24 protein-coding genes are annotated in these 26,025 nt (G+C 43.7%); 9 read left to right on the forward strand and 15 right to left on the reverse strand.

Annotation, left to right across the window (positions count from 1 at the left end; all coding sequences use genetic code 11):
* Positions 1-144: 144 nt before the first annotated feature.
* Together DL796_RS00335 and DL796_RS00340 are read right to left on the reverse strand one after the other, a co-directional pair.
* The gene (locus DL796_RS00335; RefSeq protein ID WP_196597932.1) at positions 145-435 is read right to left on the reverse strand and encodes a hypothetical protein; all 291 of its coding nucleotides are present in this window, start codon (positions 433-435) and stop codon (positions 145-147) included.
* Positions 432-1,400, reverse strand: a complete 969-nt coding sequence (locus DL796_RS00340) for a PLP-dependent cysteine synthase family protein (protein WP_110198908.1) — start codon at positions 1,398-1,400, stop codon at positions 432-434. Before DL796_RS00340 ends, DL796_RS00335 begins: the two co-directional genes overlap by 4 nt.
* A 189-nt stretch (positions 1,401-1,589) precedes the next feature.
* On the opposite strand from DL796_RS00340, the gene DL796_RS00345 reads away from it, so the two are divergent.
* From DL796_RS00345 to DL796_RS00365, 5 genes are all read left to right on the forward strand, one after another.
* A complete protein-coding gene (locus tag DL796_RS00345; RefSeq protein ID WP_110198909.1) occupies positions 1,590-3,806 on the forward strand; it encodes a thiamine pyrophosphate-dependent enzyme in 2,217 nt (738 codons plus the stop codon).
* Positions 3,807-3,968: 162 nt separating this feature from the next.
* On the forward strand, positions 3,969-6,017 hold the full coding sequence (locus DL796_RS00350) for an OPT family oligopeptide transporter (protein WP_110198910.1): 2,049 nt from the start codon (positions 3,969-3,971) through the stop codon (positions 6,015-6,017).
* A gap of 149 nt (positions 6,018-6,166) precedes the next feature.
* Positions 6,167-6,988, forward strand: coding sequence for a M90 family metallopeptidase (locus tag DL796_RS00355; RefSeq protein ID WP_110198911.1), 822 nt, complete (start codon positions 6,167-6,169; stop codon positions 6,986-6,988).
* Positions 6,989-7,109: 121 nt separating this feature from the next.
* The gene (locus DL796_RS00360) at positions 7,110-8,300 is read left to right on the forward strand and encodes an alginate export family protein (RefSeq protein ID WP_110198912.1); all 1,191 of its coding nucleotides are present in this window, start codon (positions 7,110-7,112) and stop codon (positions 8,298-8,300) included.
* A gap of 11 nt (positions 8,301-8,311) precedes the next feature.
* Positions 8,312-9,013 (forward strand): Crp/Fnr family transcriptional regulator, encoded by a 702-nt coding sequence (locus DL796_RS00365; protein ID WP_110198913.1) that lies wholly within the window; start codon positions 8,312-8,314, stop codon positions 9,011-9,013.
* A 13-nt stretch (positions 9,014-9,026) separates the two neighbouring features.
* On the opposite strand, the gene DL796_RS00370 is transcribed toward DL796_RS00365, so the two are convergent.
* Genes DL796_RS00370 through DL796_RS00380 form a run of 3 tightly spaced genes read right to left on the reverse strand, consistent with a single transcriptional unit; the run spans position 9,027 to position 11,915 of the window.
* Positions 9,027-9,725, reverse strand: a complete 699-nt coding sequence (locus DL796_RS00370; protein WP_110200664.1) for an anaerobic ribonucleoside-triphosphate reductase activating protein — start codon at positions 9,723-9,725, stop codon at positions 9,027-9,029.
* Between the two features lie 8 nt (positions 9,726-9,733).
* Positions 9,734-9,880: an anaerobic ribonucleoside-triphosphate reductase gene (gene nrdD / locus DL796_RS11735; protein ID WP_110198914.1), complete on the reverse strand. Its 147-nt coding sequence runs from the start codon at positions 9,878-9,880 to the stop codon at positions 9,734-9,736.
* Positions 9,881-9,890: 10 nt separating this feature from the next.
* Positions 9,891-11,915, reverse strand: coding sequence for a ribonucleoside triphosphate reductase (locus DL796_RS00380; protein ID WP_110198915.1), 2,025 nt, complete (start codon positions 11,913-11,915; stop codon positions 9,891-9,893).
* Positions 11,916-12,233: 318 nt separating this feature from the next.
* Here DL796_RS00380 and DL796_RS00385 point away from each other — a divergent pair, with 318 nt between their 5' ends.
* Positions 12,234-12,536 carry a putative zinc-binding protein gene (locus DL796_RS00385; RefSeq protein ID WP_406946414.1) on the forward strand — a complete coding sequence of 101 codons (303 nt, stop codon included), beginning with the start codon at positions 12,234-12,236 and terminating at the stop codon, positions 12,534-12,536.
* A complete protein-coding gene (locus DL796_RS00390; RefSeq protein ID WP_110198916.1) occupies positions 12,526-13,134 on the forward strand; it encodes a TatD family nuclease-associated radical SAM protein in 609 nt (202 codons plus the stop codon). Before DL796_RS00385 ends, DL796_RS00390 begins: the two co-directional genes overlap by 11 nt.
* Before the next feature lie 23 nt (positions 13,135-13,157).
* Here the strand turns inward: DL796_RS00390 and DL796_RS00395 are convergent, their stop codons facing one another.
* Positions 13,158-14,345 (reverse strand): BaiN/RdsA family NAD(P)/FAD-dependent oxidoreductase, encoded by a 1,188-nt coding sequence (locus tag DL796_RS00395; protein ID WP_110198917.1) that lies wholly within the window; start codon positions 14,343-14,345, stop codon positions 13,158-13,160.
* A gap of 81 nt (positions 14,346-14,426) precedes the next feature.
* Here DL796_RS00395 and DL796_RS00400 point away from each other — a divergent pair, with 81 nt between their 5' ends.
* Positions 14,427-15,326 (forward strand): DMT family transporter, encoded by a 900-nt coding sequence (locus tag DL796_RS00400; protein ID WP_196597934.1) that lies wholly within the window; start codon positions 14,427-14,429, stop codon positions 15,324-15,326.
* Between the two features lie 53 nt (positions 15,327-15,379).
* Here the strand turns inward: DL796_RS00400 and DL796_RS00405 are convergent, their stop codons facing one another.
* The 9 genes from DL796_RS00405 to DL796_RS00445 all read right to left on the reverse strand — a co-directional run bounded on the left by DL796_RS00405 (position 15,380) and on the right by DL796_RS00445 (position 25,190).
* Positions 15,380-17,287 (reverse strand): M14 family metallopeptidase, encoded by a 1,908-nt coding sequence (locus DL796_RS00405; RefSeq protein ID WP_110198918.1) that lies wholly within the window; start codon positions 17,285-17,287, stop codon positions 15,380-15,382.
* On the reverse strand, positions 17,275-18,363 hold the full coding sequence (locus DL796_RS00410; protein ID WP_110198919.1) for a hypothetical protein: 1,089 nt from the start codon (positions 18,361-18,363) through the stop codon (positions 17,275-17,277). The genes DL796_RS00405 and DL796_RS00410 overlap by 13 nt, the downstream gene beginning before the upstream one ends.
* 111 nt (positions 18,364-18,474) lie before the next feature.
* Positions 18,475-19,809: a class II fumarate hydratase gene (locus DL796_RS00415; RefSeq protein ID WP_110200667.1), complete on the reverse strand. Its 1,335-nt coding sequence runs from the start codon at positions 19,807-19,809 to the stop codon at positions 18,475-18,477.
* 103 nt (positions 19,810-19,912) lie between these two features.
* Positions 19,913-20,140, reverse strand: a complete 228-nt coding sequence (locus tag DL796_RS00420) for a SlyX family protein (RefSeq protein ID WP_110198920.1) — start codon at positions 20,138-20,140, stop codon at positions 19,913-19,915.
* A gap of 20 nt (positions 20,141-20,160) precedes the next feature.
* Complete coding sequence (locus tag DL796_RS00425) at positions 20,161-21,450, reverse strand: ABC transporter permease (protein ID WP_110198921.1); 1,290 nt, start codon at positions 21,448-21,450, stop codon at positions 20,161-20,163.
* A gap of 11 nt (positions 21,451-21,461) precedes the next feature.
* A complete protein-coding gene (locus DL796_RS00430) occupies positions 21,462-22,307 on the reverse strand; it encodes an ABC transporter ATP-binding protein (RefSeq protein ID WP_110198922.1) in 846 nt (281 codons plus the stop codon).
* A gap of 77 nt (positions 22,308-22,384) precedes the next feature.
* Complete coding sequence (locus DL796_RS00435; RefSeq protein ID WP_227592916.1) at positions 22,385-22,867, reverse strand: YchJ family protein; 483 nt, start codon at positions 22,865-22,867, stop codon at positions 22,385-22,387.
* Complete coding sequence (locus tag DL796_RS00440) at positions 22,867-24,291, reverse strand: TonB-dependent receptor (protein ID WP_110198923.1); 1,425 nt, start codon at positions 24,289-24,291, stop codon at positions 22,867-22,869. Before DL796_RS00440 ends, DL796_RS00435 begins: the two co-directional genes overlap by 1 nt.
* Complete coding sequence (locus DL796_RS00445) at positions 24,288-25,190, reverse strand: recombination-associated protein RdgC (protein WP_110198924.1); 903 nt, start codon at positions 25,188-25,190, stop codon at positions 24,288-24,290. The genes DL796_RS00440 and DL796_RS00445 overlap by 4 nt, the downstream gene beginning before the upstream one ends.
* A 168-nt stretch (positions 25,191-25,358) precedes the next feature.
* Between DL796_RS00445 and DL796_RS00450 the strand changes: the two genes are divergently transcribed.
* Positions 25,359-25,979, forward strand: a complete 621-nt coding sequence (locus DL796_RS00450) for an FKBP-type peptidyl-prolyl cis-trans isomerase (protein WP_110198925.1) — start codon at positions 25,359-25,361, stop codon at positions 25,977-25,979.
* Positions 25,980-26,025: the final 46 nt, after the last annotated feature.

Here is a 26,025-nt window from a genome sequence, read left to right on the forward strand (position 1 = left end):
AATACCTATTGGTTATATCGTGTAGCTTGTATTTGCTCGATAATGACTAGATTCTTATAACATCTAGTCATTAACCTTAATTTCAAGGGGTGCTCTTTGGGTTAATCAAAGAGTCTTTCAGGATTGAGCGTTAAACACACAGAGTTAAAAGTCCGGACGATTCTTTTCTGCGAGTTCTTTTTGATACTGTTTAACCTTTCTAAACAAGCTAAATATTTGTTTATGAAAAGGAATCATCAATAAGACGCCAAGTCCCATAATAATCCATGGATAGTGTGGCCAGCTAATATATTCAGCCAGCACCCCTGAATTCTTTTCATTAATTAAGTAGATTTCATAACCCGCAAACACTACCAGCGCCATGCCGATAACGTCTAGCACCAATAAGCCTAAGGAAATATTGGTGCTTGGCGGTGTTGGTTGCTGCTGTGTCATGATAAAAAGCCCTGCTCTTTCATCCAGTCATCGTTATACATTTTCGATAAGTAACGATTACCAGTATCGCAGACAAACGTTACGACGTTCTTCGGCTCAGTCTGATCTTGGCAATATTTAAGCGCGGCCGCGACTAACGTACCGGTTGAAGAACCGCCCATAACCGACTCTTTTAACATCAATTCACGCGCTGTATTCAAAGATTCTTTATCAGTCACGGTGTAAGCTTTAGTGAACAGGCTCATGTCGCAAATATCGGGGATGAAATCTTCGCCAATACCTTCGATTACCCAACTACCCGCTTCGGACATTTCACCGGTCTCATGGTAGTGCGTTAAAATCGAGCCTTCAGGATCGGCCAAGACAATATCAATATCAGGGTTCTTTTCTTTCAAGAAACGACCGATGCCAGTAACAGTACCGCCAGAGCCGACACCTAATACCACCGCATCAATCTTACCGTCTAACTGTTCCCACATTTCTGGGCCAGTGGTCATGTAGTGCGCGGCTATGTTTGAAGGGTTTGAGAATTGATTGATAAAATACCAACCGTTTTCTTCCGACAAGCGTTTAGCTACGTCTTGGTAATACTCAGGGTGGCCTTTACCGACGTCTGAGCGGGTGCGCATCACTTCGGCACCAAAAGCACGCAAGTTATATTCTTTTTCCATGCTCATCTTATCGGGCATGACGATTTTCAGTTTATAACCTTTCTGCGAGGCAACCATGGCTAAACCTAAGCCAGTATTACCCGCTGTTGCTTCGATTAAGGTATCGCCAGGTTTGATCCAGCCTTCTTTCTCGGCCGTTTCGATCATAGTGATAGCAATACGATCTTTAATCGACGCGCCTGGGTTTTGCGATTCAAGCTTACCAAAAAGCTGACACTTGCCCGTGTTCATCTTTTGGAACTTAATCATTGGCGTATTGCCAACCATTTCGAGAATATTGTTATAAACTTTCATGCCGTTTCGATATAACCTTGCCTTTTCTAATGTTGGCGCTACTTTACCACATTCGCGGTTTCAATGAACCTACCCTGATAAATCTTAGTTTGCTGTGCCTATCTGATCCAACCAGTCGCCGTTGGAGTGACATCCCTAGTGCCATAAAGCATACTAATCCGCAACTTAGAACTACATAAAATTATTACAATGCTCGACCGTGCCAGTGTCATTGACCAAAACTTTTTAATCGCACTTAAAACTGCAAAATTTCCTAATAAAATCAGCAACATACCTGCTAGCGCGACGCAGCTATCGCCACAGGAGTTTGTGCAATTATTTGAGTCACAGCTGATCAGTCGACACCTCGACTTACGTGCCCGTATTTTAAAGGATCAAGGTATTGGTTTTTACACCATCGGCAGCAGTGGCCACGAGGGTAATGCTACCCTTGGTAAAGCCTTTAGATATAACGATATAGCTTTTTTGCATTACCGATCAGGGGCTTTGATGGCGGAGCGTTCGCGCCAAGTACCCAACATCGATCCAATTAAGGACCAAATCTTGTCTTTGGTCGCGGCAAAAGATGATCCTATCTCGCAAGGTCGCCACAAAGTCTTTGGGTCAGCCAAGCTTTTTGTACCACCACAAACCAGTACCATTGCCTCGCATTTACCCAAAGCTATGGGGGCCGCTTGGTCACTGGGTCGTGCACACCGTACCGGTTTCGACAGCTCTATCCCAAATGATGGTGTGGTCTTGTGTAACTTTGGTGATGCTAGCTTTAACCACGCGACCGCACAGTCTGCGTTTAACGCTGCCCAATATCTTTCCTATAAAGGCGAGCCATTGCCCTTAGTCTTTATTTGTGAGGATAACGGCATTGGTATTTCAGTTTCTACGCCGGAAAACTGGGTCGAAAATAACGTTAAAAATCGTCATAGTATCGAATACATTCAATGCAACGGCTTACACCTGCCAGATGCTTATATGGCTGCGCAAGAAGCCGAGGAAATCGCTCGTTATGAGCGCAGACCTGTATTCCTGCACATGAAAACTGTGCGCTTAATGGGCCATGCCGGAAACGATACCGAGAGCATGTATCACACGGTTGAGCACATCGAGAAAACCGAAGCACAAGATCCCCTATTACATTCAGCTCGTTTATGTATCGAGGCGGGTTATTTATCGACCGATGATATTTTGACCATGTATGAAAATACCCGTCAAAAAGTAGAAAAAGTCGCCGAACAAGCAATTAAATTACCGAAACTCTCGAGCGCTGAAGAAGTATGCGCCTCGATTGCACCAGAACGTCCTGCACAAGAAAAGCCACCTGTTCCTACGTTAAGCAGACGTCATGAACTTTTTGAGGTAGGTCGTCAATTTAAGTTTTTGGATAAACCGCGAAGCATGGCTCAGTTGATTAACTACGCCCTGACCGACTTAATGGAGCAGTATCAAAATATCATCATGTTCGGCGAAGATGTGGGTAAAAAAGGCGGTGTTTATAGCGTGTCGACCAATTTACAGAAGCGATTTGGCGCCGATCGCGTATTCGACACTATGCTCGACGAAACCAGTATTTTGGGTAACGCCATCGGCGCGGCTCACCTTGGCTATTTGCCGATCCCGGAAATACAATTCCTTGCTTATACCCACAATGCTGTGGATCAGATTCGCGGCGAAGCGTCGACCTTGTCGTTCTTCTCGAATAATCAGTTCACCAACCCAATGGTCATTCGCATCGCTGGCCTCGCCTACCAAAAAGGCTTTGGTGGACACTTTCATAACGACAACAGCATGGCTTTCCTACGTGAAATTCCAGGCGTTATCGTCGCTTGTCCGTCTCATGGTCAAGATGCAGCGAAAATGCTACGCGAAGCGGTGCGTTTAGCCGATGAACAAAAGCGCGTGGTTATATTTCTTGAACCTATTGCCCTCTATCACGCTAAAGATTTGCATGAAACTGGCGATAACGGTTGGTTAGGCGTTTATCCTGAGCCGACAGAAGTTGTCAATTTTGGGGAGCCAGCGTTATACGCGAGCGCTAGTAAAAAGCCGAGTAAAACCCTAATCATCAGCTACGGAAACGGCCACTATTTATCGCAACAAGCACAGAAAATACTACAAGATAAATACAAAACCGCTGTAGATATTATAGATATCCGCTGGTTGGCACCACTGAATCACCAAGCCATCGCTGATATCGCTAAAAATTATCAGAACGTCTTGGTGGTTGATGAGTGCCGTAAAACGGGCTCGCTCAGCGAAGAGCTCATTACTGGCCTTGTCGAAAACTTAGACTCAACGCCAACAGTCAAACGTATTACAGGCCATGACACTTTTATCCCTATCGGAAACTCTTGGCAGTTTGTACTTCCAAGCAAAGAAGACATTGTTAAAGCAGTCAAAGAAATGCTCTAAAAGCCTGTAATAACAGGCCTTTTAGCCTATGTAGAGAATCGACAGCTTTTCAAATTCTGCTATACTTTGGGCGGATTTATATTCGCCATTAGAAAAGATTTACTAGCCTGAGCTTGCCAAAAACCAATAAGTGCAAGTAGAACAATAACTTAAGGAGCTTTCATGAGTGACAAACCTTTACCGCCTCCGGTGGTCTCGGCTGAGCGAAACTTAACCGAGCTGACGGTTAAAGCATTGATACTAGGTGCCCTACTATCGATGATTTTAGCTGCTGCGAACGCTTACATCGGACTACTGGTTGGTTTAACTGTTTCTGCGTCGATTCCTGCCGCGGCCGTGTCGATGGGGGTTTTGCGGCTCTTCAGACGCTCTACCATCCTTGAAAACAATATGGTTCAAACCTCCGCCTCCGCGGGTGAATCCTTAGTCGCAGGTATTATTTTCACCATCCCTGCACTGGTTATGATGAACGCTTGGACGGGTTATGAATACGGCCCAATGGTCTCAATCGCAATTCTTGGTGGTATCTTAGGGGTTGCCTTCACCATTCCATTACGTCGCGCGCTCATTGTCGAAGCAAAGCTTAAATTCCCTGAGGGTGTTGCTACTGCTGAGGTATTGAAAACTGGCGGTATCGAAACCGATAAAGACCACCCTGAGCACGTACATAACGAAGAAGCCGCCAAAGGTTTCAAAATGCTACTGGTAGCAGCAGGTTTAGGCGGTTTATTCAAAGTATTGGAATCGGCGATTGGCGTTCTTTCGAGTGGTGTTGCGACCATTAAAAGCTTCTTAACGGGCAAATACCTGTTTATGGGCAGCATCACATTAAGCCCAGCTTTGATTGGCGTAGGCTATATTGTTGGTCTTAACATTGCTGTTTTAGTTTTCTTAGGCGGTGTAATCGGTACTTTAATTGGTGTCCCTTTAAACTGGCTCTTTAACTCAGACGCTCTAATGCAAACCGTTGGTATCCCAGCGGGCACCCCAATGAGCGAGTTTACCGATGGTCAATGGAGCGCGCTAGCGAATGAAGCATGGCAGAACTGTCGTCGCATTGGTGTTGGTGCCATGATGGTTGGTGGTGTTTGGTCATTGATTAGCTTAGCCAAGCCTCTTTGGAATGGTATTAAAACCAGTCTAGCCGCATACAAAGCAACGAAAAGTGGCGAAGGCCAAAAGATTCTTCGTACAGAATACGATACGCCTATCAACTATGTCGGTATCTTAATTCTGATCGCGATCGTTCCATTATTCTTTATCTTCTATAACGCACTCGGCGAATACGAAAGTAAGTTAATGATCGCGAGCATTATGACAGTCTTAATGCTGGTGTTTGGTTTCATTTTCGCCTCGGTAGCCGGTTATATGGCTGGTTTAGTCGGTAGCTCAAACAATCCAATTTCAGGTGTTACTATTGCCACGGTTATCGTTTCTGCCCTAATTTTATTACAACTGATGGGCAACGAAGGAATGGCTGCAACATTAGGCCCAATCGCCGTTATTTTCCTAGCAGGCATGATCTGCTCAGCGGCTGCAATCGCTGGCGATAATATGCAAGATTTGAAGTGTGGTCACGTTCTTGGTGCAACACCATGGCGTCAGCAGATCTTCCAGATCGTAGGTGTCGTGGCGGCAGCTCTGGTTATTCCTTTCGTACTGGATATCCTTGACCAAGGTTATGGTATCGGTCGTCCAAGCCCATTAAACCCTGATGCAACGCCATTATCAGCGCCGCAAGCAGGTTTAATGCGTGACTTATCGACGGGTATTTTTGGTGCCGGTATTGAATGGAACTTTATCTTCATCGGCTTCGCACTTGCGATTGTACTAATTATTCTTGATACCATCCAAGAGAAACGCGGCTCTGACGTTCGTTTCCCAGTTCTTGCTGTGGCGGTTGGTATTTACTTACCATTAGGTCTTTCTGTACCAATTTTCGTGGGTGGCTTAATCGCACACATCATTAAGAAGAAAACAGCGAAACAGAGTGACGAAGTTAAAAAGAAACGCGAAGGCACTGGCTTACTAATTGCTTCAGGTTTAATTACGGGTGAAGCCCTACTTGGTGTTTTAGTCGCTGTAGCCGCTGTTGTTTGGCAGGGTTCGGTTCCATTAATGGGCGATTCATTAATGAGTCAAATCCTAGGTTTAGCTGGATTAATCTTTGTTTGTGGTTACCTCTATCGCAAAACCATTAAAACAAAATAATCTTAAAAGCTTGTTTTGGAGACATCTTGCAAGAAAAGCTAACAGAAAAGCAAAAGGGTCCTTAGGGGCCCTTTTTTATAATAGCCGTAACTTGAAATACCACTCGCTTGGACCAATACCACTACTATCAAAATTCAAAAGGACTCACCATGTTAGCGTTTTATATATTTTTGCTGTTCTGCGTTGGGCTTATCGTATGGATAGCGACCTCTAACATTCGCAAGCGAATAAAACGCCAGTCCATCGTTGAGCAACCTTTCCCTAAGGAATGGCGTCAGATTTTACGCAAAAATCTTAGTTTCTTTTATAAGATGCCAACGGACCTCCAGCTACAACTTAAAGATAAGATGAAAATTTTCTTAGCGGAGAAGCAGTTTGTTGGGCATCAAGAACAGCCAATCACCGATGAAGTTCGAGTCACTATCGCAGTCCAAGCATGTCTACTACTCTTAAACCGCAATACCCAGTATTACCCTTTCTTGCAAACGATTGCGGTTTATCCAGCAGCTTTTATCACCAATCGCGCCATTCAAGATGGTTCTGGCGTTCATCAGCGAGATTCACGCGTTATATTAGGCGAATCTTGGAATCGTGGGAAAGTGATCTTATCGTGGCAGGATTCCGCTAGTGGCGGTGCTGACTTTGAGGATGGGCACAACTTAGTGATTCATGAGTTTGCGCATCAGCTTGATGGCGAATCAGGCACCACCAACGGCGCGCCACCACTCGCTAAAGGCCATGACTATAAGAAATGGTCACAAGTCTTATCATCAGAGTTTGAAAAGCTACGCCAACAAGCCCTGAACAATGAGCCTACACTTATTGATAAATATGGCGCCACTAACCCTGCCGAATTTTTCGCTGTCTCTAGCGAAGTCTTTTTTGAACGCCCTAAAGATTTACGCCTAAAACACCGAGAACTTTATCAACAGTTACAGCAATTTTATAATGTCGATCCAGCCAGCTGGTAGTCATATAAACTAAACATCGTCCGTAAAACCTTTACTCACCATAACTTGATATAAATCAACACTCACTATCATTAATTACCCTAACCTTATAGCTACTTAAGGGTAAAAGGGTAATCTCACGATGAAACCACTTCAAACCAGTTTGGCCATCATATTAGCAATATCCCCATTCACATTTTTGGCCGACAAAGCTTCAGGCAGCGATAAAGAGGAGCTCAATCAGCATAATGTAACGTTAGATTTTCGCTACCGCTTAGAAGACGTGTCTCAAAGCAATCTTCTCGACGATGCATTAGCTTCGACATTACGCTCACGATTAACCTTCACCAGCAAAGAAAAGAATGACTTTTCCGCTATTATCGAATTTGATGATGTTAGAACTTTGTTTACCTACGATGAACATAATAGCTTACGTAATGGCATCCTGACTCATTCGGTAGTGGCCGACCCTGAGGGCACCGAACTCAACCAAGCAGCCGTTTTATACCGAGGTTTTGGAAACACGCAAATAACACTTGGCCGTCAACGAATCAACCTTGGCAACCAACGATTTGTCGGTGGCGTAGCGTGGCGTCAAAATGAACAAACCTACGATGCTGTGACTATCGAGAATCACTCGTTTGCAGACTCGACACTGAAGTATGGTTACCTTGAGAATGTAAACAATATTTTAGGTGATAACGAACAATCTAATAGCCATCTTTTTGATTATCACTGGAGTGGAGCAGAAACCTTTCAGCTTTCTGCTTTCGGTTACTTCTTAGACTTTAAGGATAGTCCCAATAAGTCCAGCAGAACCCTTGGACTTAGAATAAGCAACACCAAGCCATCTAGGGTTGTTTGGAACTTAAGTTACGCCAAGCAAGCTGATTTTGGGGATAACCCTAACGATCTAAGCGCTAGTTACTACCAGGGCGAGCTTGGTTATCGCTTTGATCCGCTGACTCTAAAATTAGGGCGAGAAGTCTTAAGTGGTGAAGCGAATAACCCTGGACAGGCTTTCCAAACTCCTTTGGCGACTAAACATAAATTCCAAGGTTGGGCTGATCAGTTCCTAGTAACTCCTGATGCCGGTATTGAAGATAATTACTTAGCGCTGAACACTGGCTGGGATAAGATCAAGTTAACTGTCAGTTATCACGATTATCAAGCGGAAGATTCGAACCTTGATTATGGCTCAGAAATCAATGTTGCCCTAAACCATCAGTTATCTAAAGAGTACAGCCTGAGTTTTAAACTAGCGGACTATAACGCCAAGCAACACTCGGTAGATACTCGAAAAGCTTGGTTTATGATTCACGCAAGGTTCTAAGAGGGATCAAAATGCACGACTCCGTGATCAAGCAACATACAGCTCTAATAAGAAAAAGTTTCTTATTACAACCCTTGCCTGAAAAAGCATTAGATGAGCTACTTGCTAATTCTAAAATTAATGACTTTAATCGTGAAGATATCATCATTAACCAAGGACAATCTGCACAGCATTTCTTCTTAGTTTTGAAGGGTCAGTTAAAGCTGACTCTACTGTCTAGCGAAGGTAAGGAGAAAATTGTTAAGTTCGTTGATGCTGGCGACACCTTCGCGGAAGCCATCATGTTTTTGCAGGGTAAGCATTATCCAATTAGCGCTATTTCTACCAAGAAAAGTACTGTTTTATCTATACCGAATGAACAATATTACAAACTGTTAAGTGGCAACAGCGAGTTGTGTATGAAAATGCTAGGCAATATTTGTCTAAAAATGCGGGGGCATGTTAACGAAATTGAGATGCTGACCATTCTCGATGCTTCGCAAAGAGTGTTGAAGTTTTTCTATGACCTTATGCCTTGCAACATAAAGAATGGCGAGTCATATCCTGTTACCATGTCGAAGAAGCTGATCGCGAGTAAGCTATCGATGCGCGCCGAAACCTTCTCGAGAATATTAAAACGGTTTGAAGAGCAGCAGATCTTTGCCTTTAATCAACACCAGATATTGGTACTCGATCGCGATAAGATGGCGGATTTCCAAGCTTTTGCAGCATAATAATTCTGAGTAACTAAGCCACCCACTCAAACTTGGGGAATAATGCTTTAAGTTCTTGTTGCAGCATTTCTGCGCTAGTTTTATCGGTAATATTGGGTGCTAATGTGGGGTCTAGAAAAGTTGTGTTACGCGCGACTTGAACCTTATATGATTTAACTTTAAGTGCGGATAGTTTTTTAGCTAAAGAGGTTAATTGTTGCGGTTTGATTAGATCCCAATGGACGGTTGTACGACATTCATAATCAACATTTTCAGCTTGCAGCAATAGTTCTAAGCTTTCCCAATTTGAACTAGAAGCACCTTTTACTTGGATAAATTCATCCGCTAGAACTGGTAAGCCCTTAACATCAAAACCGACCCAATCTATTAGTGGTAATAACTGTTTAAATCTTTTTGGAGCACAGCCACCAGTGTGCAGACCCACTTTAAAGCCTAACGCTTTCACCTCTTTTATCGCCTCCACAATACCCGCTTGCAACAAAGGTTCGCCGCCACTAAACACCACAGCTTCGAGCAACCCTTGGCGTTTTTTGAGAAGCTTTAACGTGTCTTGCCACTGATATTCTGTTTTCGTTTTACAATCAATTAGCTCTGGATTATGGCAATATCGACACTGCCAGGCACATCCTTGGCAATAAACCACATAAGAAAGATGATCGGGGTAATCGATGGTGGTTAGGGGAGTTACCCCCCCTATCCTTAGAGCTGGCATGCTCACCGTTAGGCGCCTTTCTCTTGAAAATGTAAACGCTCCTTATGCTCGGATTGCTTACCTTTATTAAAGGCAGACACAGGTCTATGGTAGCCCATTACTCGCGTCCAGACCTCGCACTTTTGGCGCTCGTTATTATCGATAGTGTTTTTCATAGTATCACTCCTATAAGTTACTACATTGCTTTTGTTTCTGAAGTAAATCCTCGTCACACTTAGGGCAATATTCATGCTCACCTGCTAAGTAACCGTGAGTCGGACAGATGGAAAAAGTCGGTGTTATGGTGATATAAGGCAGCTCAAAGCGAGTGAGTGTGGTTTTCACCATCTTCTTACAAGCCTCACTGCTTGAGATGCGTTCCCCCATGTATAAGTGGAGTACAGTGCCGCCGGTGTACTTTGACTGTAGCTCATCCTGTAATTCCAGTGCTTCAAAGGCATCATTAGTGTGCCCAACAGGAAGCTGCGATGAGTTGGTATAATAGGGCGATCCGTCGTAACCAGCTTGTAAAATATCGCTGAAACGCTTCTTATCTTCTTTCGCGAATCGGTAGGTTGTGCCTTCTGCCGGCGTTGCCTCTAGGTTATAGAGATGCCCTGTTTCTTCCTGATACGCCACCATTTTGGCGCGGATAAAGTCGAGCATTTCAACTGCAAGCTTGTGACCTTCTGGCGATGTGATATCCAGCTCATCATTGCTAAAATTACGAATCATTTCGTTAATGCCATTTACACCAATGGTAGAAAAATGATTCCTCAGAGTGCCAAGGTAACGCTTGGTATAGGGGAATAAACCATTATCAATATAGTGCTGGATAACTTTGCGTTTTTGCTCCAAAGACTCTTTGGCCATATCCATCAAGGTTTCCAGGCGCTTTAATAACGCTTCTTTATCGCCTTTGTAGAGATAACCCAGTCTGGCACAGTTAATCGTTACCACGCCTAAAGAGCCGGTTTGCTCCGCCGAACCGAATAAGCCATTACCTCTTTTTAAGAGTTCTCGTAAATCCAGCTGTAGGCGGCAACACATCGAGCGGATCATGTTCGGAGATAGCTCTGAATTGATGAAATTCTGGAAGTAAGGAAGACCATATTTCGCCGTCATTTCAAACAGCAAAGTAGCGTTCTCGGAATCCCAATCAAACTCTGGTGTAATGTTGTAGGTTGGGATTGGGAAAGTGAACACACGATCTTTTGCATCGCCCGTCATCATCACTTCAATGTAAGCTTTGTTGATTAGGTTCATTTCCTCTTGCAACTCGCCATACGAGAATGGCATCTCTTCACCGGCAATAATCGGGATCTGCTCTTGCAAATCTTCGGGACATACCCAGTCTAAAGTGATATTGGTAAATGGCGTTTGAGTTCCCCAGCGAGAAGGAACATTAAGATTGAAGATAAACTCTTGAATTGATTGCTTAACCTCTTCATAACTTAAATTATCGTTGCGCACAAAAGGTGCCAAATAAGTATCAAAAGAGCTGAACGCTTGGGCGCCCGCCCACTCGTTTTGAAGTGTCCCTAAGAAGTTAACCATCTGGCCAACTGCACTAGATAAATGCTTTGGTGGACCCGACTCAATCTTACCCGGTACACCGTTAAAGCCTTCGTGCAACAAGGTTCTTAACGACCAGCCTGCGCAGTAACCGGCCAACATATCTAAGTCATGAATATGCAGATCGGCGTTTCTATGCGCCTGCCCAATATCAGGGTTATAAATATGGTTTAACCAATAGTTGGCGATGACTTTACCCGACACATTAAGAATTAAACCACCAAGAGAGTAGCCTTGATTCGCATTAGCTTTCACACGCCAGTCGGCTTGAGACAGGTATTCCTCAATAGATTGCGTCACATCAAGCAACGTTTTTTGATTTTCACGAATTTGCTTGTGCTTTTCGCGGTATAGAATATAAACTTTAGCCGTCTTGAAATATTGGTTTTGTGCTAAGCAATACTCGACGATATCTTGAATTTGCTCGACGGTAGGAATCGTCAGTTTTTCAAATCTGAAAGACAACACATCTACCACTTGTTTAGTCAGATCTCTTGCGATTTTTTCATCAAACTCGGTTGAGGCCAAGCCTGCTTTTAGAATAGCTTGATAAATCTTTTCCTGATCAAAGTCGACCTCTGACAGATCTCTTTTAATCGCTTTTACTGGTGTTTGTACTTCATAGACACACTGCATAACAACCCCTATATATTGTGCTTTTGATGCAATGTACACCCATATACCCGATAAAAACCTTGATCTAGAACAATTAATAGAACTATTAATTCGTTTTGTAGAAATGAGCTTATAGAAATATAAATACAGGTCATTAAGCACAGCCATTGATGGCAGAGCGTTTATGACAAGATACCCTGAGATTGATTTCGATCAATGCTATAAGCGAATAGTTGGCGTTAAGATCAATTCACCCTAATTTATTTATTTATGATTAGCATGACTAGAAAATTGAAGCCTATTGTGTACTCATGCTCAGGCTGTTCTAACTTGGCTCAAATGGCAAACCAGTTAGCGGTAAAGTTGAACGAGAGTCAAAAAGCCGAGATGTCATGTATTGCTGGGGTTGGAGGCAATGTGCCATCTTTAGTCAAAATAGCCCAATCGGGACGCCCTATTTTAGCGATTGACGGATGTCACCTCGCTTGCAGCAAGCAGTGTCTTGCAAACCACGATGTTACTCCCGACAAACATTTAGTGCTCAGTGATATAGGTTATAAAAAGCGCTATAACCAATTAATGACCGACCAAGATATAGACGAAGCTTTATCACTGACTATGGTACTTTGCGATGAATTGTGAACAAGCAAAACTCTGCTATGCCATACGAGACTCTTTGTATTTGAACATAAGCAATCGCTGTACATTAGAATGCCAGTTCTGCCCAAAAACTAAAGGCAACTTACAGCTTCATGACTACGATCTAAGCTTGAAGAGACAGCCTAGTACCGAAGAAGTCATCGCACAACTTCCAAACCTAGCACCTTTTCAAGAAGTCGTATTCTGTGGCTATGGCGAGCCGACGCTACGCCTTAAGGTCTTAAAACAAGTCGCACAACACTGCAAATCGCTAGGAATCTCTACTCGCTTAAATACCGATGGCCTTGGCAACCTCGTCCATAAGCGCAATATTCTTCCTGAGCTGGCACCTTGTATAGATGCGATTTCGATTTCCCTAAATGCGCAATCGGCATCAGTCTATGAGCATCACTGCCAACCGAAATTAAATAAAGCCTATGACGCGTTGTTGGATTTTATAAAGCTTGCGTCACTATATATCCGCCGAGTACAGGTCACAGCTATTGATGGGCTGTCAGAAGTCGATATTGCAGAATGCAAACAAATAGCAGAATCATCTGGTGCAACATTTCTTGCACGACAATTGGATGTGCTGGGGTAGTTTAAGCCATTAATTGCACAGGGCTAAACTTCCTGCCCGCAAGCATGACCCGATGCCCACGCCCATTGGAAGTTGAAGCCTCCTAAATGACCTGTGACGTCTAATACTTCCCCAATAAAATGTAAGCCAGTGACTTTCTTCGCTTCAAAGGTTTTTGAGGATACTTCGTCGGTATCAACACCACCCAAGGTAACCTCCGCGGTACGATAGCCTTCAGTTCCTGTGGGTTTGAGTTGCCAAGCTTGGCACTGTGTCGCGATTGTTTGAAGCGCCTCGTTGGAGAGTTCAGCTAAAGGTTTTTCTTTGTAATTACCGAACCATAGATCCGTCAGCCTGTCCGCAAGCTTCTTAGTCAAAGTTTCTGCCAGCACCGTATTGATATGAGTCTTTGGTCGTTCTTGTTGCACCGACTTTAGAGTTTCATAGAGGTCTATTTCAGGAAAAAGATTGATTTCGACCGCATCACCCGGGTTCCAATAGGAAGAAATCTGAAGAATTGATGGCCCGCTCAAACCGCGATGGGTAAACAGTATGTTCTCTCGAAAACTCACGCCGTTACAGCTAACAAGCGCATCAGCGGAAGTGCCAGACAATCCCTCAAAGTCTTCGAGTAGCTTAGGCGTAAGGGTAAAGGGAACCAACCCCGCTCTAGTCGGTAATACTTTGAGTCCGAACTGGCGCGCAATATCATAACCAAAGCCGGTAGCGCCCATGGTTGGAATGGATAAGGCACCGGTCGCTATGACTAAAGACTGGCACTGCCACTTGCCTTGGCTTGAGGTTAATAAGAAACCTTTGTCCGTTTTTTCAACTTTATCAATGCTACAGTGAGTCCTTACATCAGCACCCACGTCAGAGCATTCGTCCAATAGCATGTTGACGATATCTTTAGCTTTATTATCGCAGAATAACTGCCCTAACTTTTTCTCATGGTAAGGAATTTCATGCTTTTCCACTAAACTAATGAAGTCCCACTGGGTATAGCGACTCAGGGCGGATTTACAGAAATGTTCGTTTTCTGATAAGAAGTTTGTCGGCTCAGTATAGTAATTGGTGAAATTACAACGGCCGCCCCCTGACATAAGAATCTTTTTACCGACTTTATTGGCATGATCGAGCACCGTCACAGATTTACCACGGCTACCAGCGCTGATAGCGCACATCAGCCCGGCTGCTCCAGCACCGATAATAATTACGTCTCTTTTTTGCATGCCAATCCAATCAGTAAAATGTTCGACAGAATTCTACCATCTATGGCATCATCTGCACATTAAAAGCCTTTGAGTCCGTTTATGAAGTTTCTGATGTCCACCAGTGTCCTCTATACGCTGTGCGTTTTAATTTGGGGGAGCACCTGGTTTGCTATTGAGTATCAACTGGATGGCGTCGCTCACGAGTATTCGACCTTCTATCGCTTTGCACTTGCTGCGTTTCTGCTTTGGCTATACTGCCTAGTCAAAAAGTTGCCGCTAAAGTTTAATCTCAAGCAACACTTATGGTTGGTTTTACTCGGCACCTGTATGTTCGGCTTAAACTATATGCTGCTCTATCACGCTCAGGTTTACCTTACCTCAGCCATGGCTTCAGTTATCTTTTCCTTCGTCTTGAAGGTCAATATTATTAACTCAAGGATATTTTTCAAAACACCTATCACTCTACGACTCAGCATCGGTTCGGCTTTAGGTTTAGTGGGGATGGTGCTGATTTTCTGGGATGAGCTAGTCAACTTTAGCTTCGAGAATGCAACCGCGCTCGGCTTAATGCTGGCGATTCTTGGCGTTCTGGCGGCATCGGTTGGAAACTTAGTGTCGGTACAAACCCAAAAGTATGACTTGCCTGTGATACAAATGAACACCTATGGTATGGCTTACGGCGCGCTGTTTAGTTTGTTAGTGGGACTCGCTCAAGGAAAAGAGATCACCTATAACCTATCTTGGTCGTACACCGTTAGTTTGGTCTATTTATCACTCTTCGGCTCAGTCTTTGCCTTTGGTTGCTATTTAACCTTACTTCGACGGATTGGGGTTCACAAAGCATCTTACGCCGTAGTCCTATTCCCGGCGGTAGCCCTTATCATCTCAACCCTATTTGAGGGCTTCCAGTGGACCTACAGCGTAGCGATTGGCATTCTTCTAATCGCCATCGGTAATACGTTTGTCATTAACCGCAAAGATCTTAGAAAAAGCTCTTAAAAAAGAGCTTAGAAAAAATCCAACAAGAAAACCGCAAGCGAAAGCTCTTAAAGCTAACTAAGTCCTTTAAACTTCCGCTTATAACGTCCAACGCCAAAGAGTGCTAACAGTCCTAATAGTAACCAGCTCATACTCCCCCCGCCGCCACCACGAGATTCTGGCGCTGTTAGGGTTAAGTTTTGGTTGGAGACTTTTAACTGATAAGAAGCGTCTGCACCGCCCGTATCACCTGCTTGGCCGTTTGAATTTTCATAATTGGTCCAAGCGCCCCCGCTCCAATCTACAGCAGTGGCAGGGTTAGCGTCTAAAGACAATCCCGCGAGATCTTGCACGCTGATATTAATTCGAATATCCGTGTTTCCGGTGTTTGCACTAACTGGAATATCCGTGGGTAAGGTGAAATCGACTTTGAAGGCATCGTCAAAATACGTATCAAAGCTGAAACCATCGACGTCTTGGTTTAACCAATTATTATTAGCAACGCTGATGGTGCGCGTGAAATCACCACTACCACCGTTACCTGTAATGGTCACCGAAGGTGATAGAGTTACTGACTGGCCTGCATATTGAGTAATTGCGCCAGAAGAGCTTCGAATGCGCATCGGCTTACTAAAACTGACGTAGAGAGTATATGTTTCACCACCTTCAAGGGTGTTGTTAATCGCTACATTAAGACTTCTGCTAGCGCCACCACTCCATGTTGCCGCGTAGACGTCGTTACCACTGGCATCCACTAGCTGAACTTTAGTCACATGGGCTGGGCCTGCTTGATGATAAAACATTAAAAGCTGAGCAACAGCCAGCTGATCACGAGTTCGCGCGATTTCACTATCCGGCATAATAAAGCCTGAGTGACTGGCGCCGGTCCCGCCATAAAAAGCTCCGCCATTTGGCTCATTGGCAAAGCCTTGAGGTGGTTCAATTTCCAAAGTCCAACTAGGAATTAAGTCGGTATAGGCAAAGTAGTCTGCTGTGGTTGGGATTCCACTACCTTGCTGATTAATAACAGGGAAATAATTTGCGCCTTGTGCCTGAGTCGCGCTTTGGAACTTGCCCGCTAAAGCGTTGGTAATCACATTACGGCGACTGTTATTCGGTTGTGGCACAAACAACACTCGTGAAAAGGAGTGGGTGTCTTGATAAAAGCGCAGGCGGTTTCTTGGTCCGAGCGCCGCAGCGGATAATAATGCTTGAGTTTCGGGCTCAGAAAGAGCCGATGGGCCGCCGTAAATCAAACTGTTAGGCGAGCTGTTGTCCGGTTGGACACCAAAAAAAGCCTCTCCGTTTCGGTTCAAGTCAACACCACGCAAACGATCAACTTCGGTCGATAAAACTTCATCCACATTCGGCATATTTTTTCGGCGCATACGCCCGTCGCGAGGCTCTGCAAATTTTTGCGAAGGCGTCGAACTTGAATTAGTGCCAGGAGACTGAGTGACTTGGGTTGGGAAACGTTGCGTTTGTAAAAAGCCATCAATATTCATGACTGGCAAAATGACGATATTGGTATTATCCAATAAGTACTGCACCATACTCTGATCGCCTTTTTTCTCGGCCAGCTGCTCCATAAGTTCAGTCACCACCTCAGGGCTTTGCCATTCGCGTGCATGGATCGTACCGTTGACTAAAAACGCTGGCTCAGTGAGGCCTGTATTGGTTTGGTTATCACTATCGCCAAAGCGGTAAGCGTAGATATCGCGTCCGTTATGAGTTTGACCAACAATGCTACTGCGGATTTCAGCGTGAGTTACGGCTAACGATTGGTGTTGGCTATGCAAGCTATCATAACTGCGGAAGCCATCTACAGCAGTTAGCGAATCTACGGGGACTGGAACCGGATAACCAATAGCAAGCTGATTACTCGAATTAGTATTTTCAGTATAGTTTAGGACTTCTGTTTGACCTGAACTTGACGCCATTATTAAAGCGGAGCCCACTAAAGCTGTTATTACTTTAACCATGTCTTAACCTCCGCTTTCATATCATCAAACTGCACATAGTCCTGCTCTAACGCTTCTTGCAGTAGCTGTCTGGAGGCAGGAGTATCCGCCAAATTTAGAGCTAATAGCGTATTAGCCGTATGGAGTCGAGATTTTTTCTTCTGCTGCAAATGACTTTTTAAGATCGAAACATCGGAAGATTTCTTCAATACATTCGCTAAGGCAAATGCGCTACTCGCGCCTAAACTAGGATCTGACAAGTTTGCATAAAGCAGTTCTGTTTTAATCACGCTTTGAGGTAGCTTGCCATACTCTGCTAAGGCTTGTGACGACAGTTTTGACTTTGCGCGAATATGCTCACTAAGTAAGGTTTCACGCTGCTCTGCGCTAAAATACTTATCTAAGTTACTCAGTAATTGGTGCTTGAGTGGTGATTGAAAACTTGACTGAAGGACTGCTTTAGCAGCTTCTAAACTGTGCTTTTGCTCTACTAAAGCGAATAGCAAAGAAAGTGCATCTTCATGATTAGCTGCCTTGTAGCTATTGATTAATAGTTCAGTATCAAGCAAAGACAAATCATTCGCCTCAGCAAGTAGCGCCTTAGATGCATGAAAAGTTGCTGGCGACTCTAAGCTCTTTTGCGCAAAAGTAGAAAGACTTGAATTAAAGATGGGTTTAAGCTGCTCTTTTTCTAACTCTACTTGATGCAGGAATAATTTATACCTTGCTAAAGAAGCGATATCAAAGATAGGAACCGCGATCGGCCCTTCTGGATGACGCTTAAATGCTTCAGTTTGGTGCTTAGAGTTATTTTTTAAAAAGCTTAACTGCTCTGTTGTAAGGCTTTTGGGATCAAGCGAGTTAATTTCTTGATACAGCACATACTCTTTTGTAAGGCTATTTTGGCCACCACTTTTAAACTTCTTTACTGCGATGTCTTTAATAGCCAGTATCTCGGCTTCACTATAGACTTGATTCGGCGTAACTTCAGAGATTAATGTAGGACCAATTTCCACAGCGCTGGTTTCTGCAGAAATGACTATACCTATTATGAGAGAGCTCAAAGTGGCTCTAAAAAACCCAGATTTTTTATGCATACCAACACCTCTACTTCAGCCTCTATCGCGAGGCTGTGTTGCGAGAATGTGGCACGCATAAAATATACTCACCACATTATTTTTAGACCAATTTAAAGCTCATTAGTTTATTTATATTAGCTTCTTAGGATCCAATATCTTCTCTAGCTCCGACTTCGATAAATTGGTTAACTCTATAGAAACGTCTAATATACTGCGCTCTTCACGGCGAGCTTTATAAACAATTTCAGATGCTTTTTCATAGCCAACTTCGGGGGCAAGCGCTGTTGCTAAAATTGCATTCTTACTAAGAAGTTGCTCAAGATCTTCTTGGTTCACTTCAAAGTTTTTGATGGTTTCTGCGAGTTGGTGTGATGAATTAGTCGCTAACTCAAGTGATTGATGCAAGTTATAAGCAATCATCGGTAACATCACATTAAGCTGGAAATTGCCAGCTTGGGCACCTACGGTAATAGCCGTGTGATTCCCCATTATTTGCGCGGCAGCCATGGCTACTGCTTCGGGGATTACAGGGTTTACTTTCCCGGGCATAATACTGCTACCCGGCTGAATGGCTTTTAAGCGAATTTCACCAAGGCCACTGACTGGCCCACTATTCATCCAGCGCAAGTCATTACTAATCTTCATTAATACCGTAGCGAAGGTGTTAAGAGCGCCTGAAACCGCAACGCTAGAGTCTTGACCGGCGATACTAGCAAAAGCATTGCCAGACTTTTTATACGGCAAGCCTGTTTTAGCTTTAAGATTTTTAGCAAAAAGAGTTCTGAACTTTGCCGAACTATTAATACCTGTTCCAATGGCTGTACCGCCTTGAGCCAACTCGCTAATTTGAGGCACTAAACTCTTAATATTTTTTAAAGCCAGTTCGACTTGATAAGCCCAACCTGATAGCTCCTGCTGCATACTTAAAGGCATGGCATCCATTAAGTGGGTGCGCCCAGTTTTAACCACAGACTTTAACGATTGCCCTTTGGTTTTAATGATTTTCATCAAACTTTCTAAAGCAGGGATTAAATGATTAACCAGTTGCTCTGTCGCCATCATCGAGATAGCCGTGGGGATAACATCGTTACTGCTTTGCCCCATATTTACGTCATCGTTCGGGTGAATCTTAACTCGAGAATTGGACGCTAAATGTGCCACCACTTCATTAACGTTCATGTTGGTGCTAGTACCGGAACCAGTCTGAAAAACATCAATCGGAAAATTATCGGGATTGATAAGCTTTTGATCGAGTATATGATTGGTCGCTTTTACTATCGCCTGTTTTTTATTTTTTGAAAGCAAACCAAGCTCATGATTGGTCTCTGCTGCATTTTGTTTAATTAATACAACTTGTCGAATGAAGTCTTTGGGAAGGGTTAAAGGGCTGATATTAAAATTATCCACAGCCCTTTGTGTTTGCGCAGCATAAAGAGCGTCTTTAGGCACTTTGACCTCGCCCATGCTGTCTTTTTCAATACGAAACTGGGTGTTCTTCTGACCTTTAGCCAAGATAACCTCCTGTTTACAAATAGTATCAGTGAGGTCACCGCCAGCTGACTATTGCTCAATAATGTGGCGGCACCTCATCATTAGGATTAAAAGGTTTGTTTGGCAAATTGGATTCGATATCTTGAATCTTATCGCCAATGATCGAGAACTTAGACTGCAATAAACGAATCACTTCGTCTTGCTTAGTGACGATACGATTTAATTGATCAATCGTATCGTCTTGAAAGGCTACTTTTGCTTGCAGTTCATCGATCTGGTTTTGCAATGAATCAAGTGTACTCATTAATGCTTTTTCTTTTTAAATTACGCTTGTTCAAGTTTTACCATGCGCGTCCCTAAAATAAAAGCGACTACGCCGATAGCTATTAAAATTAGCACTGGAGTCATCATCTCACCGTAACTAAAGTCACGCCAAACAGCGCCCTCAAAAGCCACGATTGCCCACTTAACGGGACTGAAGTTACTGATCGCTTGCATCCAGCCCGGCATAACGAATAGCGGAATCATGGCGCCGCCAACCATCCCCATCATCAATAAGAAGGCGTTAGTAATACCGGCAACTGAGCGCTCGGTTTTGGCTAATGACGCGAAGAACATCATTAATCCTACAAAGCAAATACCCGATGCTACCGCTGCAAGAATGAGTTTTGGCAAGTTAAAACGCACTCCTAGAACAAAGTAAGCTACAACAAAAAGCAGTGTGACGACGGCTATCTGCGCGACAAAACAGCCAAGCGCTTTACCCGCGACGATTTGAGTTCGGCTGATAGGCGCTACGATGAGTCGATTCATAGTGCCTAAGGTTTTTTCCTGTACGATGCTAATGGCGAAGCCAATAACACAGCCCATAATGGCCCAGATAACACCCTGAGGGATAGTGATAGCGAAAGCATTTTGTGGCCCTGAACGCTTAACGACTTCTTCCTGCTTTGTCACTTTTAACGGCATCATTGGGTTTTCGGCTCCGTCTTCACCACCAAAGCCAAAGCCTTCGCCGTTACCTATTTCCTGAGCCGTCAACTCTTTCATCTTTGGTAAGTAATCGTTGAGTAGCGATTTCCATTCGTCGGGGATATCATCACTTTCTTGAATCTGTGCGATAGAAGCGTCTAGCTGTTCAGTCATTGCCGTAGGATCGGAAAATGCCTGCTCAAATCGATTAATGCCAAGCTTCATCAAGGAACCTTCTAAGTAGCCTGCTTCTGCTTTTCGTGAAGGATCAATACCGACTAAAACCTCTGGTGGGCTACCGGCAAAGACACCTTTGTAATCCTCACCAAACCCTTGTGGCAAGATAAAGTAAGCAACACGCTTACCGCGGCGTACCAAATCCTTAGCTTTTTCTTCCGTAGAAAGAGTAACGGTAAACTCATCTGCCTCACTGATTTGCTCGACAAAAGCTTTTGATTGCTCAGTTTGGTCAAGATCAACCACAGCTACTTTTAGTGCCTTTGATCCACCTCCATCACCTGAAAAGATCGAGCCAAAGATAAAAGCAAAAACCAAAGGGAATACAAAGGTAAAAAAGACCGCCATCTTGTCGCGGAAAAGCAACTTAAAATCTTTTTTCATTAACGCTAACATTTTATTCATCTCGTTGCTCCTTAATCCCTTAATTGACGGCCAGTTAAATTCAAAAATACCGTCTCTAAGTCAGGACGGTGCATCGAAATATCATAAACTTTGTTGCTTTTCTTGAGCGCCTCGAGCAAGTCCTGAGAAACATCGCCTGATTCAAAATGTTGAACGCCCTGCTCCGAGCTTATGCTGACTTTGGTATCGCCGCCATATTGCTTTAATAACTCATCAACAGTACCGAGCGCTAGCAATTGGCCATGATCAATAATGCCGACTTTGTCGCAAAGCTTTTGTGCTTCTTCCATGTAGTGAGTTGTGTAAATCACGGTTTTGCCCAACTCTTTTAGTTTTAAGACATTCTCAAACAGTTTATTACGTGACTGAGGGTCAACGCCGGCGGTCGGCTCATCCATAAAGATATAATCTGGATCATGTAGTAACGACGCGGCTAGGTTGAGCCTGCGTTTCATACCACCAGAGAACTGCGACACGCGATCGTTAGCCCGATCGGATAAGCCAACAAACTCTAATGCCCAGTCCATCCTTTCTGACATCTTATTTTTTGGTATGTCGTACAGAGAGGCAAAAAAACTGAGATTATCAACAGCCGATAGTTCTTCGTATAAAGCAATGCTTTGGGGGATGAGTCCAATTTTGAAACGAGCTTGTTTTGATTGAGGGTTAAGCCCGTTGAGGGCAACACTTCCTGAATCGCAATCAATTAAACCTGTCATGATTGATATGCTAGTACTTTTACCAGCACCATTAGGACCGAGTAGACCGAATATTTGGCCTGTAGGTATTTCTAGAGAAACATCTTTGACAGCGTGAATACTTCCAAAGTGCTTGTTTAAAGCGTCGACTTGAATCATTCCTTTTCCCCATTTATTTGATTCATCTAATTTACATTAGATGCCAGAAAAAAGAAAAAGGTTTAGTTAGTGAGAAATTAAATACAGCAGCGCTTTGCTTTTAAGCCGCTACCGCATGGGCAGGGTTCGTTACGGTTTATTTTAGTCGTAATTTTAGGTTTAAACTCACCGTCAGTATATAACCATAAACCGCCTTCGAGGACGAAGTTCGACACTTCATGAAAGGTGTGTAACTTATCTTTATCGATAAAACTCGCTTTAAATTCAACAGTTCCTGAACTTTCTTGGTGAGAACTATTAATAACTGCTAAGTGGCACCAATTAGTGGCTTTAGCACTATCGGTAAATTCTTCCGGTGTGGTATTGCCGCGGTAATCGCTATGGTGGGTATCATAGATATATTGCCCTAATCCGTGGTAGTAAGCGGTGTAACGCGAGCGCATTAATTGCTCAGGAGTCCTTGCAATTTCTTGCCCCAGATGCAAAGGCTTGCAACACTCCTCGTATTTCATAGGAGTGTTGTTCATCTTTTTACCGCAAGGACAATCGCTGCTTTGCATTACTTTTTCGGTAGCTCGCAGTAACCGAACATACATCTATCCTTGATGATTTGTCGAATTTCTTCTGGGATCTGCTGTTCCCAGTCACCTTGACCCAGTGGAATTTTGGTGGCGATATGACGAGCAGAGATATGAAGATTCTCATCATTCCAGTTTTCAATTGGCACCAGCAGTCGGTTATGTCGTAAGTGCTTTAAGAGATATTGGGCATTATCTTCAACTTCGACATTGTCCAGTGTTATGAGTTTATCGCCGCTTCTTGTGGGGTAAACATAAACATTGGTATTGCCTGAGAAGAGCTTGCCCATAGCTTCAAGAATACCGCCCTCTAAGCCTTTGTAGTATTGGGCATCAAACAACTGATCAAAGTCTAGAATACTCAGCACTATGCCGATTCGATTTTGGGTATAACGGCGCATCCATGAGCGCAATCTAAAGAATCGTAAGTAATCTGAAATGAGTACGTTGTAGCCCAGCTTGTTCAAGAGGTCGACCCGAGCTAAGAAGTTTTCATCCTCGGTTTCAACGTCCGTATTTAGCTCTGCCATGGTAATCTCAGCAACGGTACAAACTTTATCCTTTTCAACACCATCTTCTTCTAAGAACTGTTGCATAGCCGCTTCAGTCATATCCACATGGACTTTTGTTGGCGGTTTAAAAGATCCACGAATGACCAAGACATCTTTCTTACGAAGCAAGCTCATCGGTACTTCTGAGTCGCCTTTCGGGTCAAACATTACTGCACGACAGCACCATGAACGCACCAAGTGCAAATTCATCAGTCGATTTTCAACATTAGCAAAGTGGTGACCAGAAAAGTGAATCAAATCAATTTCGATACGCTTTTGACCAAATGGATTAATCAGGTTATCGAGCAAGGATTCGATAAATATTTTTGGTTCTTGATGATAATTAAAAGCACCATAAACCACGTTTACACCTAAAATTCCAAGCGCTTCCGATTGCTCACGATTGGTATCATCAAGCATACGCACATGCATCAGTATTTCACTCGGCGGAGCACCAGGCTCTAGCTGTAAGCGTATTCCAATCCAGCCATGACATTCGTTTTTCTGACTATAGCTTTTAGCCGTTACAGTAGCCGCGTAACTAAAATATAGCGTTTCTTCAGAACGAACCGCATCCAAACGTTTGTGCAATAAGTTGTACTCATAGTCCAGCATTTGCTCCAAACGCTCACGACTGACATAGCGCCCTGCCTTGCCATAAATATCATCGCTGACCTGCATATCATAGGCAGACATGGTTTTCGCCACGGTTCCAGCGGCCGCGCCGGCTGAGAAAAATTGACGAGCCACTTCCTGACCCGCACCAATTTCGACAAAGGTACCGTACTGACGCTTATCTAAGTTTACCGTTAAGGCTTTCTGTTCAGTTGTTAGGGTTTTATCTTGCTCTATCATTCTTTGTCCGTATTGACTTTGAAGTGTTGCATCAATTCTTTAATGAATTGTGCCATAGTTTGCGTCATCAACACAAAATCTGCATCGATACGTGCTATCTTGTCCTGAGAGTCGATTTCATCATTTTCTTTAAGTAGCTCGTCATCGAACTTTATGCTTTTCAGAGAAAGGTCATTACTTAATACTGCACTGAACTCTTCGGTACGACGAATGCCCATCTTCTGCACCCAAAAACCATCATCTAGCAGCTCTTTCACTAACTCTAAGTCCTGCTCGCCCTTGATTTTAATCACTCTATCATCTTTCGGATCTTGCAGATCAAACTGGCCTGTTAGCTCTAGGTTTTCAGGTAAATCGCCTAGTACCCACTGATTCATGATAGCGCCAGGGCTTTCTTCGCCCATCAAACGCACCGCGCCTAATGTACCAAGTGATTCAATCAACAACTCTACGAAAGCGTCAGCGGCGCTCGCGCTACCGGCATTCACCACTAATAGCTCGTGGCGTGTGTCAATATAACCATAAGTATGGCTAGACTTGGTTAAAGCCTTAGGCTTTAGAAGACTCAAAATATCATCTTTAAGGCTGGCTTTTTCCTTGCCATAGACTTTGCGGCCTTCCGTGTCTTCAATTTGGGCAACCCTATCTTCTAGCGCTTCTTTGACCATGCTCGCTGGTATGACTTTTTGTTCTTTACGCATCGCTAGCAAATAAGCGCTATTGGCGCCATACACCAAGCTATCATATCCACGACCTAGCGGCGAGACCCAGCCAAAAGCATCGGTTTCTTGCCTGCCAATTTCTTTAAAGCTTTGATTATTAAGGCTTTCTTCGAGTGAATCTTGAGAATGCTCAAACTTCGAGCTGAGATAATATATAAAACAGTTTTTAAACCACATAAAACGCCAAGGCCAGCTATATTTAGACTGCGTATTATGCCAAAACACAGTGCTGATACTAGCCACGATTAAAGTTTTTTATGAATTTTTTATTGATATGGCTACTTTAGGTTTAAATTTTGCAAAAGGCCCCCATTTGTACACCTTAGACACCTTTTTGGAGACATTATGTCAACTACTGACTTTTCAACAACTGAAGCAAAAGCTTCATACGGTATCGGCCTTCAAATGGGCCAGCAAGTAAGCGGCGCATTTCCTGGCGTAGCCATTGACGCAGTGATTGCAGGTATTCAAGATGCCTTCGCGGGTAAAGAATCACAAATCCCAGGCGAAGAACTCAACGCAGCTTTCCAAGAGATCCAAAAGATCGTGGAAGAAGAAAATGCTAAACAAGCGAAAGAATTTGCGGCTGAAGGCGAAGTTTTCCTAGCTGAGAACGCTAAGCGTGAAGAAGTGACCGTGCTAGACAGTGGCTTACAGTATGAAGTCATTAAAGAAGGTTCAGGCGACATTCCAACGGCTGACTCTACCGTTAAAACACACTATGCGGGTACATTAGTCAATGGCCAAGAATTCGACAGCTCTTATAAGCGTGGCGAGCCAGCCGAATTCCCAGTTGGTGGTGTAATCTCTGGTTGGACTGAAGCACTACAGAAGATGACTGTAGGCTCTAAGTGGAAACTGTATGTTCCGTACAACCTTGCCTATGGCGAGCGCGGTGCTGGTGGTGCAATCGGCCCATACCAAGCATTGATTTTCGACATCGAGTTGCTTGATATCGTTGCTTAATACGATTTTAAGATACAAAAAAAGGTGAGCATTTGCTCACCTTTTT

The organism is Kangiella spongicola (genome assembly GCF_003194565.2).
GTDB lineage: Bacteria > Pseudomonadota > Gammaproteobacteria > Enterobacterales > Kangiellaceae > Kangiella > Kangiella spongicola.